We start from the raw sequence: 17,621 nt of genomic DNA on the forward strand, positions 1-17,621 counted from the left end.
GGCGATGTCTCATCAATCTGCAAACTTCGTTGGTCATGAATTCACGAACTGGCATCTAACGGCGCTCACAAGGCTCGATCGGAAATGTCGTCACAACGCATTTCAAGTGTCAGGCGCAATTTCACCGCGTCGCTGGAGCGAAATGATCTGCTCGAGGAGCTCGCGTTGCGCCAATAGTGCTGGAGCTATTTCCGGAGGCATCTCGGACACAGGTTCGGCGGCGGCGGAACCGCTGCACTCGCCAATGTCACCAACTTCGTTTGACCCAGGGTAAACCTCCATCCCAATTGCGACACTATCCTCTCCATCAACCATGGTTTTACTCAGGGAAGTATCGGCTTCTACATAGTCTGTCGGTTCGATCTGCACCGCCTCTAACATAGTTGTGCCAGTTGCTCGTTGACTGAGATTGTCGCCAAAGAGATTCGTGTCTTCCGGAAGCATCAAAGATGCGGGCTCGGGAAGGGAACCCGCCTGGCTTTCGAAAATCCGCTTCAACATGAAATCGGAATAATATCGCACCTTCCGGAGTTTGAGAGGAGGCTGGCCCTTGATAAGGACTATTTCGTAGTTGTCGTCGAGCAGGCGGACTTGTTCGGGCCGCAAAAGAGGAGCACCTTGATCAGAGATCTGGATGTTATGATCAAACATGCGAGCTTGGCTGTATGACGTTGAACGAGCCTGGAACGTGTATTCGCCGATAGCTTTAGAAATGTAGGTTGGTGTCTCGTCGTCAGCCGTAGCCATGAATACCTGCACGCCCGTATTGCTGAGAAAATTTTGCTTGCCGGTCTCATCATAAGTTCCGGTCAAGGCCGACAGACTCTGTATAATAAACATGAAGCGGCCCTTATAACCGGCAATCGTGGTGATTGCCGTTTCCACCGCTTCCAGCTTGCCCAAATGCTTGAACTCGTCGAGGAGAAACAGGACCTCATGCCGTTCATCCTTAACAGGCAGCGTTCGCTGAAGGATTGACACAACCTGCTGAAAGAGGAGGCGCATCAACGGCGCTACGACCTCAAGATCATTTGGGCTGACACAAAGATAAATGCAGGTCCTCTTCCGACGTAGGTCGTAAACGGAAAAATCGGATTGACTTGTCGCTGCTTTGACCAGCGGATCGGCCCAAAGATTGAGCCCGCCGTCGCCGAGCACCGATGTATAGGATGTCAGAATTTTGGTGTCATTTCCTGCCATGTTGTCGAATATGCGCTGAGCCTCTTTGTTTTGGGTTTCCTCCGCGAGTTTAGCAAAAAGCTTGTATTTCTCGCCCGGCTGAGCAAATAGGTCGTAAACGGAACCGATTGTGGGTGTGCCGCGCTCAATGCAGCTCAGGATGCCTGCAACGAAAAGATCCCGTGCGCCGTCGATGAAACCTTCTGCTCCCTTGCCCTTGGCTGTGATAAGATTGGCAGCGAGGCGGCGCGTTTCGGTAAAGCGCCGCTCGGGTGGCAACGCGGCAATATCCAGTACGGGATTGTAGCAGTGCGTTCGCCGCTCTGGATCTAACGGTGAGAACTTGAAAACCGCGTCGCCGCTTGATTTGCGCGCTCTCGACGTGAGTTCAAAAAGCTCACCCTTCACATCCAAAGCAATCACCGAGCCCTGAAAGGTTAGCAATGTCGGAATAACGACGCCAACGCCCTTACCGGCGCGGGTTGGCGCGACAATAAGGCTGTGAGGTTGGTCTCCATTGGTTAGATAGCTTCCGAACCAGCGCGGCCCACATATCTTTCCGAAGATGGGGCCCTTGATGCGACTGTATCGCTGGAGGTAGCCGGCGTATCGCATTTCGCCAACCCCGGCCCAGCGAGCAGTTCCGTGATGCTCGCGATCGCGCATCGATAGGAATAGTTGGCACAGCAGTAGGAACGCGCATGTGGCAAAGATAATCGCCAATCCGTGATAGAAGATGGGGCTTGCGTATCCCAAATAAGGTGGTGCCTCGTACAAGAACGCGAAAACGCTGAACGTCATCATCGCTTCGCCAGTAAAGCCATGGCGGAATGTTGCATAGAGACTCGCCGCGCAAAACCCAGCGACCAGTGAACATACTATGCTTATAGCTAGGCGTATTGGCGTGTACTTGCCTGAATTCATCACGTGACCACGCTTCGATCCCCTATCGGAAAAGGCAACTTGTTGTGCGGATAGCTGAAACTACCGCCCATAGTCTTCACGCATACGGGGTTCCCTCGTATCAAGCGGCGCGTCGCGGCCGTGTCCGCTGCGACTCACGGATTGCGTCCCGGTGCGATCTGTAGGTTGCGCGCGATTTGCGCCGGGCATGATGTCGCGGACAGTTTTTACGCTGGAAGTTTCAGGGTTATCGGCGTGGTCCAAGACATGAGCGGGATGTATGAACTTGGCAAAAAGGTCTTCGGCGCCATCCGCCACTCTGGAATTATACGTCGCCGGCGTCATGTAAGCGTTGTCTGGTGATTTGAGCCAAACATTCTCCGCGCCATACGTGTTCGTCACAGTGGCAAGTCTTTCCAGCCTGAGGAGCTTTGGCCAAAACGCAAAGAAGGTTCCACCACGATGCTGAACCATCACCTCCGGATTGTGCACACCTGCCTGTAGCGGGAACTCATAGTCATGATCGCTGACCCGTGGTCCAGCAGGTGTATTATAGTGATATTGCCTATCGGTCTTCAGCCTGTTGAAAGTGTTCTCGGAAAGACCGAGCGCCTTCATTCGTTCGAGATACTTTTGGGGACCGAGATGCAAAAGAAGCTGATTTCGGGGCATATAAGATCTTTGTGCGCCATCCACTTTTTTGACCAGGATCACACTGTTGTCCAAGTCCTCCGCAATGGGCCACTTCCCTTTTCTTTCAAATATTTGTCGGCATGTCTCAAAGAGCACGACATGCTCCCACGGATGGGGCCACGGGGGAACGGGCTCGTTCCCGATCAGCAGGTTATCACCAATATGTTCAGCATTAAAAATCGTATGGGTTGACGGGTGCCGCTGGTAAGCTTGGGACGTGCTGAGGTCTGGCCGAACCTCATCTTCTAACGCGACCTTTTGTTTCCCCTTTTCAAAAGCTATGTTAACACGCGATGCTTCGCTGATATGCGAGGGGTCTACGGCACTCAAGCCAGGAAGGTCCTTGCGGATCGCTTGTGATGATCCAGGCGCGCGTTCGATGCTCGTTTCCGGGGCAATAGTGGGCGAACCCACTTTCTCGAAAGCCTCATTCAAGCTGCCCCCATGGAAATCGCCTGCAACATCCCGCGCGGAGAAAGGTCTCTTGGTATGCGTTTCAGATAGTGCGTCGATTCTAGCCAGTTCCTCGTCGGTCAAATCGGGGAAGTCATCGAACTTTCCTTCTGGTGGGCTAAATTCGAGCCCAGACCCCTCCCGATGGACCGCAGGGCTTGCACGCAGCCCGTCGGCACCCCCAGCAAAATCCACTCGCGAGAGAACATTATTCGGCATGACCGGATGAATATTGGGTGCAACATCCTGTTTCGAAGTGGTGTAAGTTTCAGATAGCGCGTCGATTCTCGCCAGGTCCTCATCGGTCAAATCGGGGAAGTCATCGAACTTTCCTTCTGGTGGGTTCAACTTGAGCCGAGAACCCTCCCGATGGACCGCAGGGCTTGCACGCAGCTCTTCGGCACCCCCAGCAAAATCCACTCGAGAGAGAACATTATCCGGCATGACCGCATGAATATCGTATGCAGAATTCCGCTTCGAAATGGTGCGAGTTTCAGATAGTGCGTCGATTCTCGCCAGTTCCTCGTCGGTCAAATCGGGGAAGTCATCGAGGCGCTCTTGCCGTGGCCCCACAGCTTGAACTGAACTTTCATGGATCGATGCTGAAACTGTTTGGCTATCGAGCTCGTTCCGCTCGTCGGAATCGTCAGTGTTAACGTCGTCAAGGATTTGGGTGCTCGCAATGCTGGGGGACCCTGCGTCAGTGCTTGAATCCGCAGCGGCTGTACTAGCAGAATAACTCTGGGTACTATGTACAAAAGGCGAAGCGCCATCAGCGAGCTCATGAAAGTCTTCAAGCCCTGGCCATGAGGGGCCTAGCGGTGTCGACGGAACGCTGTTAGCCACCTCCTCATTATCCCTGTCGTCTTCGATCGCGTATGGCGCAGTGTCGAATGTTTCTTCAGGCTGACCCTCTCCGGGAATGACGACGTCCGGACTTAAAACCAAAGTGGTTGTGTCAAGAGGAAGCGTCGAAATTTCATGCGGACTTTCCGGATCGCTTCCTCCAGTTTCGTCGAGATCATCCAGTCCCCTTATAGACGAGCGCGGCCCTTGCGACCCGGTCGCTGCGGGCGAGCCGTCCTTTACAGTCAAAGATGCCACGCTAGTTCCGCTCTCTTTTTTTGAGCGGTCGTACCGTTTCGCAACAGGTTCACTTGCGGGACTATGTTGCTCGTCTTGGTGCAGCCGCTTGTTGCGAAAACGTGGCAACGCAGTTGCTTCAGGGCCGCCCTTGGCGGCGTATTCCTGTTCAATCTCACGCATATATTGCATGGCCGCACGCAAGGACCATCTGCTCCTCGGTATATCTGCAGATTCGTCCGCCGGCACCTCGGATGATCTCGGGGGGATTCCGGCAGCGGTATTCTGGGCATGAAATGCAGGCCACTGCTTGGCGCTTGAAGTACCTGGAAGGTCGTGTGAGCCACCAGGAATTGGTGATCGTGAGAAACCGGTTGTTATGATGGGATCCCTGCCGTCCTGTCGGACAGTAGTCGATCGTGGCGTGAGCGGGATTGGTACAGTTCTAGCTCCTTCGTTGTTCGAAGTCACCGGAGCAGAACGGCTCAAATCTAGAGCGAACTCTTCGTCTGCCATAATTTAATCCTTTCAACCTTCGATTTCCCTTATCCATCCTGGCTGCGTCCATCTCTTGCGCGCTTGCGAACGCTTGGTTCGGCATCATCATCACGTGGACGCTTCGAATCTGGTTCTCCTTGCCGCGGGCGATCCGCTGCAGGCGGCAAGGGGTCTGCTGCGATGTTGGTCTGTCCCGGTTTCCCCGAAGGAGTTGGTTCAGCAGGCTCTATCGGTCGCGTAACCGGATCGTCCCGGCCATATGATACGCCGGTGTTTGCCCTCCCCGCCCGAAAACTGTTCAACCTATTGCGTTTTACGCCGCTCTGCTCTTCCTCGTCACCGCGAGGCCGTTTTGAATGAAGCGGTTGCCGGTCGACACCTTGGCTTGTCGTGCGCACGACGGGTTCAATTGCCAAACGTTGAATACCGGAGGGCCCTTCAGGATTCTTGCCCTTGCCTCCAAAGGCTTCATGGCTGTGGGGGTGAGAACGGCAATCATTTCCAGACGGTACACGAACCCGCGCACCGGCGTTACTGTTCGAACCCATGGGTATCCGGGAATGCGCTCGATACGGGGGCGGTAGACGTTCATCTCGTGTCGAGCCTTCTGACACATCTGGGAATGGCTCGCTGCGCGAAGATACGATAGATTGATGTGGCTCCCGGTGAGTTCCTCCCGGCGACCACGATTCGACATCAAAATCCTCGAAACGAACTTGATCGGCCTGTTCGCGCTCGATGCGTCGATATTGTGCGTACGTGATTGGCCGCTCGGTAATGCCACGTTCTGCTCGCGAGGTTGCGTCAAGAACAATGCCATGGCGAAGCGAGATCTCTGCCATCCTGACACGCAAGGCGTCGTAATTGAGGTGGGGGTGGCGTCGAGATATTTTCAGCCATTCCCGCCCAAAAAGCTCCCGTCGGTTGACCACGACATGCAGATGCGGATGATCGCGATACTCGACATCAGACCCCTTGGCTTTCACACGGGTGTCATAGAAACCCGTTACGTAAAGGATTGGGCCGGGCGGTAAATCAAAGGCTTTCATATTGGTGTTCCAAAAACACACAGCGCGAGAGAACCACGCCATCGGTACGGGTTGTATGCGGCGCCGCGAAAGTGCGCGACGCCTTTGGGTTTGGTGTGCTGGCTGAAAAGCGCTCAGATTTGTGCATTGGTCTTTCAGCCAACTATGCGGTTAAGCGGCGGCTGAAAGGTTCTGCAGCAATGGTCTGGCTCTGGTCAGGAATTCTTTGCTGCCACATACGAAGCGGAGCTTTTGAGACAGTTCAATCCGATCCCAGTCAATTGTGTGAGAAGCACCAAGACCTGCCAGGATAGGCAGAGCTGCCATGACGTCCCAGGTTGAATCTCCCACTGAAACATAGCCATCAGTCTCCCCCATCATGACCTCTATGAGCGAGAGGGTGGCGGATCCGCAGAACCGGAAGCTGATCTGCAGCTCGTCCGAAATAAAGCGGATCACTTCCAGCCGGTCGGCAGTTGGTATCGAGGGATGGAAGCTAAAGCCGGTTGATGCTCGTGACATGTCGAGGGCCGGCAGCGGCTTGATCGGTTTACCGTTAAGGAGCGGTTCGACCGATTTACCCCCAACGAGCATCAGATCCCGGACTGGAGCGAAAATGACACCGAATGCGGGCCGCCGATTCTCGTAGAGACCGATCGAAACCGCCCAGTTTTGTCCCCCACGCACGAAGTTAAACGTTCCGTCGATTGGATCAATAACCCAGATACGGCCCGACGTTCCTGTGATTTCGCCGCCTTCCTCACCAAAAATCCCGTCATCCGGGAAGGCTTCTTGCAGTCTGGCAATCAGGAATTCCTCAACCTGCTTGTCCGCCTGGGTCACGAGGTCCAGATGGCCCTTCTTTTCGACGGGAAGGTCTGCCAGGGATGCAAAATGGCTCAAGGCCAGTTTGCCAGCTTCCCTAGCTATGTCTTCAACAATCGCCTCAAACGGACGCGCGGAAACAGTCGTAGGAGCCATTTCAACCATGGGCTCTGTCCCTGATCTTTGCCACTTGCGCGACGTCGTCGCCCAAGAGCTGATCCAACTGACCTTCACGAACCCATTGAACGACATGAGCTTCAATATCGACGCCATATTTCAGGAGTTTTTCGTGGTAGCCCGCTGGTAGGTAGCAGAATGCGGCGAAGCCCTCTTCGTGAAGCTGGCGAGCCTCTCCACTGGCGAAGTGGTAGATTTCGATGTTCATCGCGTCGAGATTGGCTTGGCGCGCAAGAGCGGCAGGGTCGATCAGACGCGAATGCATGAGACCGACGGTCGGCACTTCTGGGATTGCCTGCTTAACAGCCTTCAGTTGAACATAGTCGAACGAGGAAAACTGCAGAAGGCCTGCACAGCCCAGCTCGTCGATCAGTGCCCTCAGCTTCGGGAAGAACACATCGTTCGCGTCGTAGATCTTGAGCTCCAGCTGGTAGATGATACCGAGTTCACGGGCGAGCTGCAGCGCCTCCTTCAGCAACGGCACACGTTCTCCGCTGAATTGATCGCCAAACCAACTGCCGGCATCGAGCTTGGACAGTTCGGAATACGTCATGTTCTGCACCAGACCGTGGCCGTTGGTGGTGCGGTCAACCGTCTTGTCGTGAATCAGGACAAGTTCGCCGTCGCGGGTAATTCCGAGATCGGTTTCACAAGTGACGTGTTGGCCACCGAATTCGAATGCCTTCCTGAACGCTGCGAGGGTGTTTTCGGGAGCACCGGCACTATGGCCTCTGTGACCGCCAAGACGTATAGTCTCAGGTGTCATTCTGAGCGGATTCATTTTAGTTCCTTTCATTTAACGCAGCCGCGCGTCGAAACGATCGCGCAAATAGTCGCCGAGCAGACTTATGGACAAAGTGGTGAGCACAATAACGACGCCGGGTAAGGCGATGAGCCACCATGCAATTGCGATGTAGTTTCTCCCGTCAGCAACCATAAGCCCGAGGCTTGTCTCTGGAGGTTGAATTCCAAGCCCTAGAAAGCTCAGCCCGCTTTCCAAGAGGATGATTTCGGGGAAGTTCAAAGTGATCTGAACGATAAGTGGTCCCGCAATGTTTGGGAGAACATGACGCAGATAAATTCGCAGGGATGGAACGCCGACAATCCGGGCAGCTTCAGCATATCCTTCCTGGTTGGCGCTCAGAACAAGGCCACGCGTGAGGCGTGCATAGCGCTCAAATGACGCGACGCCCACGAGCATCAGAAGTATGAGCGGACTGGACCCGAGAAAGGCCAGCACGCCGAGGGCGAAAATGATGAAGGGAACCGACGCTTTCGCATCCGCAAATCCCATGATCGCGTTGTCGACCCAGCCGCCGAAGTGGGCAGCCAGGAATCCGAGGCTTGTACCGATAAACGCGCAGATCAAAGAGCCGAGAAGTGCAATCATCAAAGACGTCTGGGTTGCAACCAAGATATTGCTGAGGACATCGCGACCAAGATAATCGGTCCCCAGCAGATGTCCCGGCGCACCGGGCGGCGCAAAGCGGGCAAGAGGTGACTGCTGAAGATAATCAAAGGGGCTGATCCACTGTGCCGTCACACCCACAAAGACGACGACAGCTATCCAGATCAGGCACAGCCAGATACTGACCGGAATCCGGCTGGCAGATTTCAGAAATTGCCTTTTCGGCGAAGCGAGCGTGTTAGTGGTCATTTTTTTGAAGCCTGATTTTAGGGTTCAGCACGGCGTAGAGAACATCAACGATCAGATTGACCGTGACCATGAAGGCCGTGAAGAGAAGGATCATCGCCTGAACCACATTGAGGTCGCTTAAGGTTATGGCCCGCACAAACCCGCTGCCCAGTCCTGGCCAGGCAAACACGGTCTCCACAATCGCCGACCCGCCCAGCAAACCGGCCGCCACAAAACCCAACATGGTCACCATCGGGATTGCGGCGTTGGGTAGTGCGTGGCGAATAACCACCTCCCACTTTGGGATGCCATCCGCACGAGCCGCGGCGATATACGGCTGTTCCAAAACTTCGATGAGCGCGGAGCGCGCGAAGCGTGCGATCGCGGCGGCATTCACGAGGCCAAATGTTGCCACGGGCAGGATTGCGTGTTGCCAGGTGGAACTGCCGGAGCTCGGCAGCACACGTAGCCAGACAGCGAACACAAAAATGAGCGTGAGTCCGAGGAGGAAGTTGGGCACACTGTATCCGAGGACGGCCCCTGCCATAACAGACTTGTCGGCTGCACTATCACGACGCACCGCCGCGACGATTCCTGCCGGAATACCGACAAGCAGACTCAATATGAATGCTGATATCGTCAGCGTCAGCGTTTTCGGGATGCGCTCCGCAATGACGGCGAATACTTCGCGACCATCTGCCGCCGACACCCCAAAATCACCCCTGAGCGCGTGGGCGACATAGATCAGGAACTGCTCGGGGATCGACCTGTCCAGGCCCCATGCCGTCCGGAATGCCGTTAACGCTTCTGGTGTCGCGTTCTCGCCCAACATCGAACGGGCTGGATCGCCGCCCAACCTGAGAATAATAAAGACGAACGTCACGGTCAGGATGAGCACAGCCATTGCCCGGACCAGGCGCCCAAGTATGAAGTTCATCATTGCGCCACCTCCGCGTGCTGCGCCAGACCGACCGGTGAAGCTATCGATCGGGGGAATTCCTCCCCCCTGTGACACGCTGCCATTTGTCCCGCGATTGGCCGCAGCGCTGGGGTTTCGGTCACGCATCTATCGATCGCGAACGGGCAGCGAGACCGAAAGGCACAGCCATTCATAACCTTCCCGACGTCAAGTTCCCCCTTGATGGGCGGTTCGATATTTCGGACAGTCGGGTCCATCGTCGGGACAGAGGCAAGCAGCGCTCGCGTATAGGGATGTCGCGGCCACTCATAGACAGATTTTATATCACCGGTTTCCACGACACGGCCGAGATACATGACGGCGATGCGATCGACGAGATGACGAACGATGCGCAGATCGTGCGTGATGAAGACATAAGCGAGATCCAGCTCCGTCCAGAGAGACCGCAGGAGCGCAACGACCTGAGCCTGTACCGAGACGTCGAGAGCCGATACCGCCTCATCGAACACGACCAGCTTTGGATCGAGGATAAGTGCGCGTGCGATAACGACGCGCTGCCGTTGGCCACCCGACATCTGGTGCGGATAGCGGTTCATCATTGCACTTGAGAGACCGACACGGTCGAGCATGGCCGCAGCCCGATCCCGCGCTCCTGTGCGGTCTGCGACGCGGTGCACCCATACGGCTTCGGCCACCTGCTCGCCGATTGTCATTTGCGGATTAAGGGCGGAAAGCGGGTTTTGCTGTACCAGGGATGTTTCCTTACGAAACGCCGACCATTCTCGCGATGTGCGATCCTTGTGCGCAATCCCGTCGAACAAGACTTCGCCCTCGGTTGCGGAATCCAGTCCAAGGAGAAGTCGACCGAGTGTCGATTTCCCGCTGCCGGATTCTCCCACCACACCTATCCGTTCGCGTCGAGCGAGTTCAAGATTGATGGAGTTCACCGCCACGTGCACGGACCGCTTCGTGAACAGTCCGGATTTCAATCGGAATACCTTGGTGACGTTTCGGGCTTGAAGAAGGGGCGTACTCATGGGCTCACCGGGTGATAACAGGCGGCATCGTGGAGCGGGCCGACATTGATAGAACCGGGAAAGCTGGCGATGCATTGCTCGTTCGCGCGAGGACACCGCGGATGGTAGTAGCATCCGGCAGGAAGGTTATCGAGAAGGGGTACGGACCCTGGAATCGGTATTGGCGGTTCGAGATCGTCCGGGTCGATTGTCGGCATGCAGCCGATCAAGGCGCGAGCATAAGGATGCGCGGCACGCTCCAGCAACTCAACGACCGGGGCTGTCTCGACGATCTTGCCGCAATACATGACCGCTGCACGATCGGCCAGGCGAGCAATCACGCCCAGATCGTGTGACACGATCAGAAGCGCCATGCCCGTCTCTGATCTGAGCTCTTCCAGAAGATGGAGTATCTGGGCCTGCGTCGTCACGTCGAGTGCCGTTGTGGGTTCATCGGCGATCATGAGTTTTGGCTTGGCAGCGAGTGCGTGCGCGATCATTACGCGCTGGTTCATGCCGCCTGAGAACTCGTGCGGGTAGGACAGAAGGCGGCTCTTGGCGCGGTCAATGCCGACACGCTCCAGAAGGCGCATGGCTTCCAGCCGCGCATCGTTACCCTTCAGTCCTTGATGACGATAGAGGCTGGATTCCAGATAGTAGCCAATCGAATGCACTGGATTGAGGCTACTCGTCGGATCTTGGTAGATCATCGCGATAGTCGGCTTGCCATCAGCTCGCTGATCGACGTCCAAATTGATGGAACCACTCGTTTGAACAATCCCCCGCGGTAACGCCTTTGCTATGGCATAGCAGGTCATGCTCTTCCCGCAGCCGGATTCGCCGACGAGTCCGAGCGTCTGACCCGCATCCAGCGAGAAACTGACACGGTTTATGATGGTGATGTCTCGCGCCGGTACCTGAACGACCAGATCGCGAACTGTTAGTAGATTTGACAACTCAGACTCCTCCCGAAGGCGGCGCGCGTCTGCAACGCGCGCCAACCCGCTAGCGCGTTCAACCGAAGCTGAGATTGTTGCGGAACTCCATCATTTCGAAGCTGACGGGCTTCCAGTGGACATCCTTGCGCGCGGCGTAGACGTCGTAGGGCTGGTAGAGAATGACGGCTGGCGCCTCTTCTTCGAAGATGTCCCGCATACGATTGTAGGCGTCGAAGCGTTCCTTACCGTTTGGCAGGATAGTCACCTTTTCGCATAGCTCATTGAACTCGGCCGGTGCCTTCCAACCCCAACGTTTTTGAACCTGACCGTTGGGTCCGAACTCGGGAACGATTGTGGCGTATGCATCCGTCATCCACTGCCCGTTTGACCAATTTCTGATCCAGGTCTGGTTGTCGGGAGGAAAGCTGCCTGGGGCGTAGGTTTTCATGACCACATTGACGCCGATCTGCTTCCACATTTCGATCATCATCATCAACGCGGGCATGGCGTTGGCGTAATAGTTGCCCATCGTGTGGTAGGTGATTGGCGTACCGTCGTAACCGCTTTCCTTCACCAGGCGCTTGGCTTCCTCGACGTTGTATTCCATGGCGCGCCGATTTGGATCGAAGGTTTCGCCATAGTTCGGGAAGTTAAAGCCGGCGGGAATATCGGCCAGCTTCTTCCAAAGGGCTTCGACCATCACCGGCCTGTCGACCGCCAGTGCTAGAGCGCGACGCAGCTTCTTATCTTTGAAAACGTCCTGGTTCATGTTGAAAGTGAACATGTGGAAGTTCTCGATCAGAGTTCCACGTGTTTCCAGGTCTGGGTAGCTGTTTACGAGCTGGATATCGTCCGGCGTGAGCGTGGTAATGATATCATATTCGCCGCTGATCAGTCCTGCGACGCGGGTAGCGGGCTCCGGGACGATCTGATAGGTAATCTTCGAGGCTGTCGGCTTTGCACCCCAGTAGTCATCGTTCGCTTCGAGCACGACACGGTCGCCGGCGACGAACTCAACAAACTTATACGGACCCGTTCCGAGCGGTTTGTTGCCGAAGGCGACCGCTCCAAGTTTCTTATAATATTCCTTCGGAACGATGCGGCTCATCCAGGATGCCGCATAAGTTTCTGTGAGATAGCTGGGGGTCTTAGTTCGTAGCACGACCGTGTACTTGTCCTCGACGACGGGTTCGTCGAAGGCGAGCGAGTAGGACTTGCCGAGCGGGATTGTCTTGATCGCTTCCGGCCCCCATAACCGTTCCGAGGAGAATGTGTATGCGACATCTTCCGCAGTCAGTTCCGCGCCGTCGTGGAACTTGACCTTCTGGCGCAGTTTGAAGCGCACCGACTTGTCATCAATCCGTTCCCAGCTCTCCGCGAGCGCCGGCACCAGTTCGATAGCATTGCCGGGCGCTCCCTTGGCAAAGAAATCACGCGCAATCAGCGTGTCGAAGATCTGATTGACAATGCGGGGGCCGACATTGCTGATCGCATTCACCGGCTCCAGCGAGTTCGGCAATCCGTTTACTCCAAGCCGAAGTTCCCGGCGTTCCTGCGCGAAGGCGAACCTGGCGCCTGCAGTTGAAGCGATCGCTATTGCAGCGGTGCCCATCATAAAATGCCTGCGATTGGTCTTAAGCATTTAGTTGTCCTCCCAGATCGGTGTGAATGTGGCTGATATTTTCGTGCGAGCTTCGAACCTAGTTCGCGATAACGAACTTCTTCCGCAGCTTTTCGGGTACTGTCTCGATAATGCTTCGGGTTCCGGCGTCGGTGACAATGACACCGATGTCCTCGATCCTGGCAGTTACCGAGAGGCTCGATTTGGTGAACTTCGAGTGGTCCGCAACAACGATCACGCGGCTCGAAACCTCGATCATGGCGCGGGCGACACTCGCATTCACTGGCGACGAGGTGCAGATCAATCCGCGGTCAATATCGATTGACGCGGCATTGAGAATAAGTTTGTCAACATTGAACTGCCGAATGAACTGTTCGGCCAGAGGGCCCCGAAAAGAGCGGTTCGTGTCGGTATATTCTCCTCCGACCGAATAGATGCTCTGCCCTTCACCCCGGGTCAGTTCCTCAACGATGTCGAGACCGTTCGAAATGAAGGTGAGGTCCCGGCGCCCGGCAAGCGTCCTCGCGACCTCCAGTGCCGTTGTACCGGCATCAAGGAGAACCGTGTCGCCATCGACAATCATTCCGGCGACGACGGCCGCAATGGCCGCTTTCTCAGTCTGATTCCAGACCGCACGAGCGGCGTTGGGCTTGTCCTGAGCGACCTGAGTTACACTGACAGCACCGCCGTGGGTCCTGCGCAAAAGTCCAGCCTCGTGGAGTTCGCTGAGATCTCGCCGGGCAGTCGCCACAGAAATCTGAAAGTGCTCTGTGAGCTTGCCGATAGGCAGAAACTGCTCGCTACGCAACAGCTCGACGATTTTTGCCTGACGGTCCTGAGTCGAGTTGAACACCAGCGCTTCCCTTTGGTAGAAAAATGATCTATATCGATCACAATATGAGCGGAATCGTTCTTCGTCAAATGAAAGTTTCATGACAGTTTTGCTGCGATGCAGCAGAAGGTTAGAGCAATTTTCGATCGATTTCCCGAAACCACAGGCAAAGATTCTTCCCGAAACCATTGTTATAGTGAGCGAAATCAATCAGGCTGGCAGCGACAGGCAAGGGAGAGAAATATGACGGACTTTAATGAGATGTCGGGCGGCGTTGACAACCTGGCAGCCAACTCACCTGTTTTTCGCAAGCCAGCAAAACGGGTCGACATCAGGTCAATCCTGCCCGCGAGGCGGCGCGGGCAGGATGCCGGTGGGCAGCGATCCTCCCTGCTCGCCCACCGGCTCCTTCGCCGAAAGACGGCTAAACCGAGCCCATTTTGGAGAGCAACCACGCGCGTCAGCTCAAAATCCAACATAGCAGATGTCCTACCTCGTACACCGCCGCATCCAGCGGGTGTCTCATCGGTGGAAGCCGCTACGCGAAGATCTTGGTGAGGAGCATAGGTTGGAATCGACCATCGTCATGATCAACCTGTTTGGGGCCGTGGCATTGCTGCTGTTCGGTCTGGCTCAGGTCAAGGATGGTGCCTCGCGTGCACTTGGTTCAAAGCTAAGAACCGGTCTCGCCACCGGGACCAAAAGCAGCGTCCGATCGTTCCTGACGGGTTTCGTTGCGACCGTTGCGCTTCAGAGTTCCACAGCGACCGCGCTTATGGTTTCGTCGTTCGTTGAGCGGGAATTGATAAAGCCACGCATGGCGCAGGTCGTGCTGCTTGGGGCTAATGTCGGTACGGCTGTCACAGCCTGGATCGTTGCGACCGGCATTGAGTGGATTTCGCCGTTTCTATTGGTTGTGGGCATCGTTCTTTATCGAGGCGGCTCGACCTCACGCCAAGGCGCTGGCACGGCAATGATAGGTATCGCGCTGATGCTGCTCTCGCTGCATCTCCTCAGCGCAGCGACCGAACCCTTACGCCATTCTCAGGCGCTTGGAGCCTTCATCGGGTTGCTCGACGACGCGTGGCCTGTCGCGATGATCTTAGCCGCAGTGATCGCATTTGTGTCATCCTCAAGCCTTGCCGCGGTCGTCCTCATTCTGTCATTGGCTACGACCGGCCTTCTGTCTGGTGGCCTTGTTGTCGCTCTGGTTCTGGGGGCCAATCTGGGAGGCGCGATCCCGCCAGTGATTGCTGCTCTGTCGGGGCCGGCAGCCTCCAGACGCGTCACGTTGGGCAATCTCATCGTTCGGGCGATAGGCTGCGTGCTCACTCTGCCTGCGGCCGGCATTTTGGCCGACTGGCTTTCGATGTTGCCCCTCCCCTACGCCAAGCTACCAGTCGATGCGCATCTGGCCTTCAACATCGCTCTGGCGCTTCTGGCCTGGCCATTTTCCAAACTCCTCGCGCGCTGGATGACCATCCTGATTCCCGAGGAGGCCCAGACGGAGAACACACCCAAATTTCTGGATTCGGATGAACTTTCGACGCCGATCGTGGCCCTCACCAGCGCTTCACGCGAGGTGCTTGGTGTCGGAGATCTGATCGAACGAATGCTCCTGAAAGTGTCGGACGCCTTCGAGCGGAACAATGCCGCAAGGCTCAGGGATATCTCGCCGCTTGAACGTCAGGTCGACCGGCTGCAGCAAGAGGTCAAAGTCTATCTCTCGAAACTCGGGCGAGCCGGACTGTCTGAAGATGAGGGTCGCCGTTCCATCGTCATCATCGACTATGCCATCAACCTCGAGCATATCGGTGACATTATCGAAAAAGGCCTTTTACCGGCGGTCACCAAGAAGATCGGTCAGGGCCTCAAATTCTCCGATGACGGTTTTGCCGAGCTTCAGCAGCTTTCCCAGCTGACCATCGACAATCTCAGGATCGCCCAGACGATTCTTATCACCCGTGACGTCAACCTCGCAAAACAACTTATGGAGCGAAAGATCGAGGTGCGCCACATGGAGAAACGGTCTTCGGAGCGACACCTCGAACGATTGCGTGACGGACGGGCCGAAAGCCTGCAGACCAGCTCCCTTCATCTCGACATCCTGCGTGATCTCAAACGCATCAACGCCCATATCGTTTCCGTTGCGCATCCGATCATGGACGAACAGGGTCTGCTTGGAGAAAGCCGTCTCATCACCGGCAGTTCAACTGAAAGACCCCAATGACCCATGCGCCCTCCCCAGTGGAGGGCCCCAGACGAAGAGCATCGTATAAAAAACAGTGTTCAACTTATCACCTACGTCGACCGGTTAAGCGGAGGCGGTTTCCCGGAGTTGAGAGCTTTGCTCGACGGGAGGCTACAAGGCCTGTTCGGCGGCGTCCATGCCTTGCCTTTCTTCAACCCGATCGACGGCGCTGATGCCGGGTTCGATCCCACCGATCACACGATTGTCGATCCTCGCCTCGGTAGCTGGGATGATGTTCGCGCCCTGGCCGGCTCCGTGGAGATCATGGCCGATCTCATTGTCAACCATGTCTCGGCGCAATCGAGCTGGTTCCAGGACTTCATCGCAAAAGGACCTGATTCAGAATTCGCAGACATGTTCATGACATTCGGCAAGGTCTTTCCCCGTGGTGCCAGCGAGCAAGATCTCCTGAATATCTATCGGCCACGCCCTGGGCTGCCGTTTTCAAAGGCCACGCTTGCAGATGGCAGTCAGCGGATGCTGTGGACCACATTCACCCCCCAACAGATCGACATCGATGTCCACAGTGCTCATGGCGCCTTATACCTGGAGACCATCCTCGATCGCTTTGCTGAAGCCAACGTAACGGCAATCCGCCTCGATGCCGCCGGCTACGCGATCAAGAAGGCCGGAACCAGTTGCTTCATGATTGATGAGACCTATGCCTTCCTTGCCAAGCTCGCCGAGAAGGCACGGGATCGCGGGATGGAGGTTCTTGTCGAAATTCACAGCTACTATCGTGACCAGATCGAAATCGCCAGGAAGGTTGACCGCGTCTACGATTTCGCGCTGCCGCCACTGATATTGCATTCGCTGTTCACGGGCGATGCGACAGCGCTGGCGCGTTGGCTGGAGATCAGTCCTCGCAACGCGATCACCGTTCTCGACACTCACGACGGGATCGGCGTCATCGATGTAGGCGCGCACAGTGATGGCCGACCCGGACTTTTAGAACCGCAGGCAATCGACCATCTGGTCGAGGAAATTCATAGGCGCTCCGAGGGGCAGAGCCGTTTGGCAACAGGCGCTGCAGCTTCTAACCTTGATCTCTATCAGGTGAATTGCACCTATTACGACGCCCTTGGCCGTAACGACAACGACTACCTCATCGCTCGCGCAATCCAGTTTTTCGCACCCGGTATTCCGCAAGTCTACTACGTCGGTCTCTTGGGGGGGCTTAACGACATGGAATTGCTGAGAAAGACGGGTGTCGGGCGTGACATCAATCGGCGCTTCTTTGAAGACAGGGAAAATGATCTCGCTCTTGAATCGCCGCTCGTCAAACGACTGTCGGACTTGATCCGCTTCCGTAACACCCATCCGGCCTTCAATGGATCGTTCGAGGTAGCAACCGATGACACCGGAAGCCTTGTTTTAAGCTGGAATCTCGAAGCCGAGTTTGCTCAACTAGTAGTTTCGCTCTCTCAAGGCAAGGCAACGATCAAGGCTTCAGGCTGCTACGATTTCACATCCTCAGGAGACGTCGCATGAGCAAGCTGGTGAGACCGGGAAGCCACATCCCATCTGAAGTTCAGCCATCGATGTCCTCGAGATACTGTCGGACGAACA

General features: G+C 55.8%; 13 protein-coding genes. 2 read left to right on the forward strand and 11 right to left on the reverse strand.

Features of this window, described 5'->3' with window-relative positions; genetic code table 11:
• Window positions 1-102: 102 nt before the first annotated feature.
• The 11 genes from virD4 to J5278_RS27050 form a co-directional block, all read right to left on the reverse strand.
• Entirely contained in the window at window positions 103-2,103 is a 2,001-nt protein-coding gene (gene virD4 / locus J5278_RS27000) for a type IV secretion system ATPase VirD4 (RefSeq protein WP_209186617.1), read from the reverse strand.
• Window positions 2,104-2,163: 60 nt separating this feature from the next.
• The gene (locus J5278_RS27005; RefSeq protein WP_247749454.1) at window positions 2,164-4,515 is read right to left on the reverse strand and encodes a virA/G regulated protein; all 2,352 of its coding nucleotides are present in this window, start codon (window positions 4,513-4,515) and stop codon (window positions 2,164-2,166) included.
• Between the two features lie 341 nt (window positions 4,516-4,856).
• Window positions 4,857-5,858, reverse strand: a complete 1,002-nt coding sequence (locus J5278_RS27010) for a relaxase/mobilization nuclease domain-containing protein (protein ID WP_240538915.1) — start codon at window positions 5,856-5,858, stop codon at window positions 4,857-4,859.
• A 150-nt stretch (window positions 5,859-6,008) separates the two neighbouring features.
• Window positions 6,009-6,827, reverse strand: coding sequence for an inositol monophosphatase family protein (locus J5278_RS27015; protein WP_161959307.1), 819 nt, complete (start codon window positions 6,825-6,827; stop codon window positions 6,009-6,011).
• Window positions 6,820-7,620, reverse strand: coding sequence for a glycerophosphodiester phosphodiesterase family protein (locus J5278_RS27020; RefSeq protein ID WP_111218218.1), 801 nt, complete (start codon window positions 7,618-7,620; stop codon window positions 6,820-6,822). The genes J5278_RS27015 and J5278_RS27020 overlap by 8 nt, the downstream gene beginning before the upstream one ends.
• Window positions 7,621-7,635: 15 nt before the next feature.
• Complete coding sequence (locus J5278_RS27025; protein WP_080868301.1) at window positions 7,636-8,496, reverse strand: ABC transporter permease; 861 nt, start codon at window positions 8,494-8,496, stop codon at window positions 7,636-7,638.
• Complete coding sequence (locus J5278_RS27030) at window positions 8,486-9,415, reverse strand: ABC transporter permease (RefSeq protein WP_111218219.1); 930 nt, start codon at window positions 9,413-9,415, stop codon at window positions 8,486-8,488. The genes J5278_RS27025 and J5278_RS27030 overlap by 11 nt, the downstream gene beginning before the upstream one ends.
• Window positions 9,412-10,431 (reverse strand): ABC transporter ATP-binding protein, encoded by a 1,020-nt coding sequence (locus J5278_RS27035; RefSeq protein ID WP_111218220.1) that lies wholly within the window; start codon window positions 10,429-10,431, stop codon window positions 9,412-9,414. The genes J5278_RS27030 and J5278_RS27035 overlap by 4 nt, the downstream gene beginning before the upstream one ends.
• Entirely contained in the window at window positions 10,428-11,411 is a 984-nt protein-coding gene (locus J5278_RS27040; protein WP_247749453.1) for an ABC transporter ATP-binding protein, read from the reverse strand. The genes J5278_RS27035 and J5278_RS27040 overlap by 4 nt, the downstream gene beginning before the upstream one ends.
• Window positions 11,412-11,424: 13 nt before the next feature.
• Complete coding sequence (locus J5278_RS27045) at window positions 11,425-12,990, reverse strand: ABC transporter substrate-binding protein (protein ID WP_111218221.1); 1,566 nt, start codon at window positions 12,988-12,990, stop codon at window positions 11,425-11,427.
• Window positions 12,991-13,048: 58 nt separating this feature from the next.
• Complete coding sequence (locus J5278_RS27050) at window positions 13,049-13,825, reverse strand: DeoR/GlpR family DNA-binding transcription regulator (RefSeq protein ID WP_111218300.1); 777 nt, start codon at window positions 13,823-13,825, stop codon at window positions 13,049-13,051.
• 544 nt (window positions 13,826-14,369) lie between these two features.
• Here J5278_RS27050 and J5278_RS27055 point away from each other — a divergent pair.
• Together J5278_RS27055 and gtfA are read left to right on the forward strand one after the other, a co-directional pair.
• Window positions 14,370-16,031, forward strand: coding sequence for a Na/Pi cotransporter family protein (locus J5278_RS27055; RefSeq protein ID WP_111218223.1), 1,662 nt, complete (start codon window positions 14,370-14,372; stop codon window positions 16,029-16,031).
• Between the two features lie 45 nt (window positions 16,032-16,076).
• Entirely contained in the window at window positions 16,077-17,543 is a 1,467-nt protein-coding gene (gene gtfA / locus J5278_RS27060) for a sucrose phosphorylase (protein ID WP_111218302.1), read from the forward strand.
• Window positions 17,544-17,621 lie beyond the last annotated feature (78 nt).

The sequence above is a fragment of the Rhizobium sp. B21/90 genome (assembly GCF_019355815.1).
Lineage (GTDB): Bacteria > Pseudomonadota > Alphaproteobacteria > Rhizobiales > Rhizobiaceae > Rhizobium > Rhizobium rhododendri.

Coding starts and splice junctions, on each gene's coding strand:
- J5278_RS27020 (WP_111218218.1), bottom strand. CDS start 7,620: ATGAATCCGCTCAGAATGACACCTGAGACTATACGTCTTGGCGGTCAC.
- J5278_RS27010 (WP_240538915.1), bottom strand. CDS start 5,858: ATGAAAGCCTTTGATTTACCGCCCGGCCCAATCCTTTACGTAACGGGT.
- J5278_RS27025 (WP_080868301.1), bottom strand. CDS start 8,496: ATGACCACTAACACGCTCGCTTCGCCGAAAAGGCAATTTCTGAAATCT.
- J5278_RS27035 (WP_111218220.1), bottom strand. CDS start 10,431: ATGAGTACGCCCCTTCTTCAAGCCCGAAACGTCACCAAGGTATTCCGA.
- J5278_RS27030 (WP_111218219.1), bottom strand. CDS start 9,415: ATGATGAACTTCATACTTGGGCGCCTGGTCCGGGCAATGGCTGTGCTC.
- J5278_RS27015 (WP_161959307.1), bottom strand. CDS start 6,827: ATGGTTGAAATGGCTCCTACGACTGTTTCCGCGCGTCCGTTTGAGGCG.
- virD4 (WP_209186617.1), bottom strand. CDS start 2,103: ATGAATTCAGGCAAGTACACGCCAATACGCCTAGCTATAAGCATAGTA.
- J5278_RS27045 (WP_111218221.1), bottom strand. CDS start 12,990: ATGCTTAAGACCAATCGCAGGCATTTTATGATGGGCACCGCTGCAATA.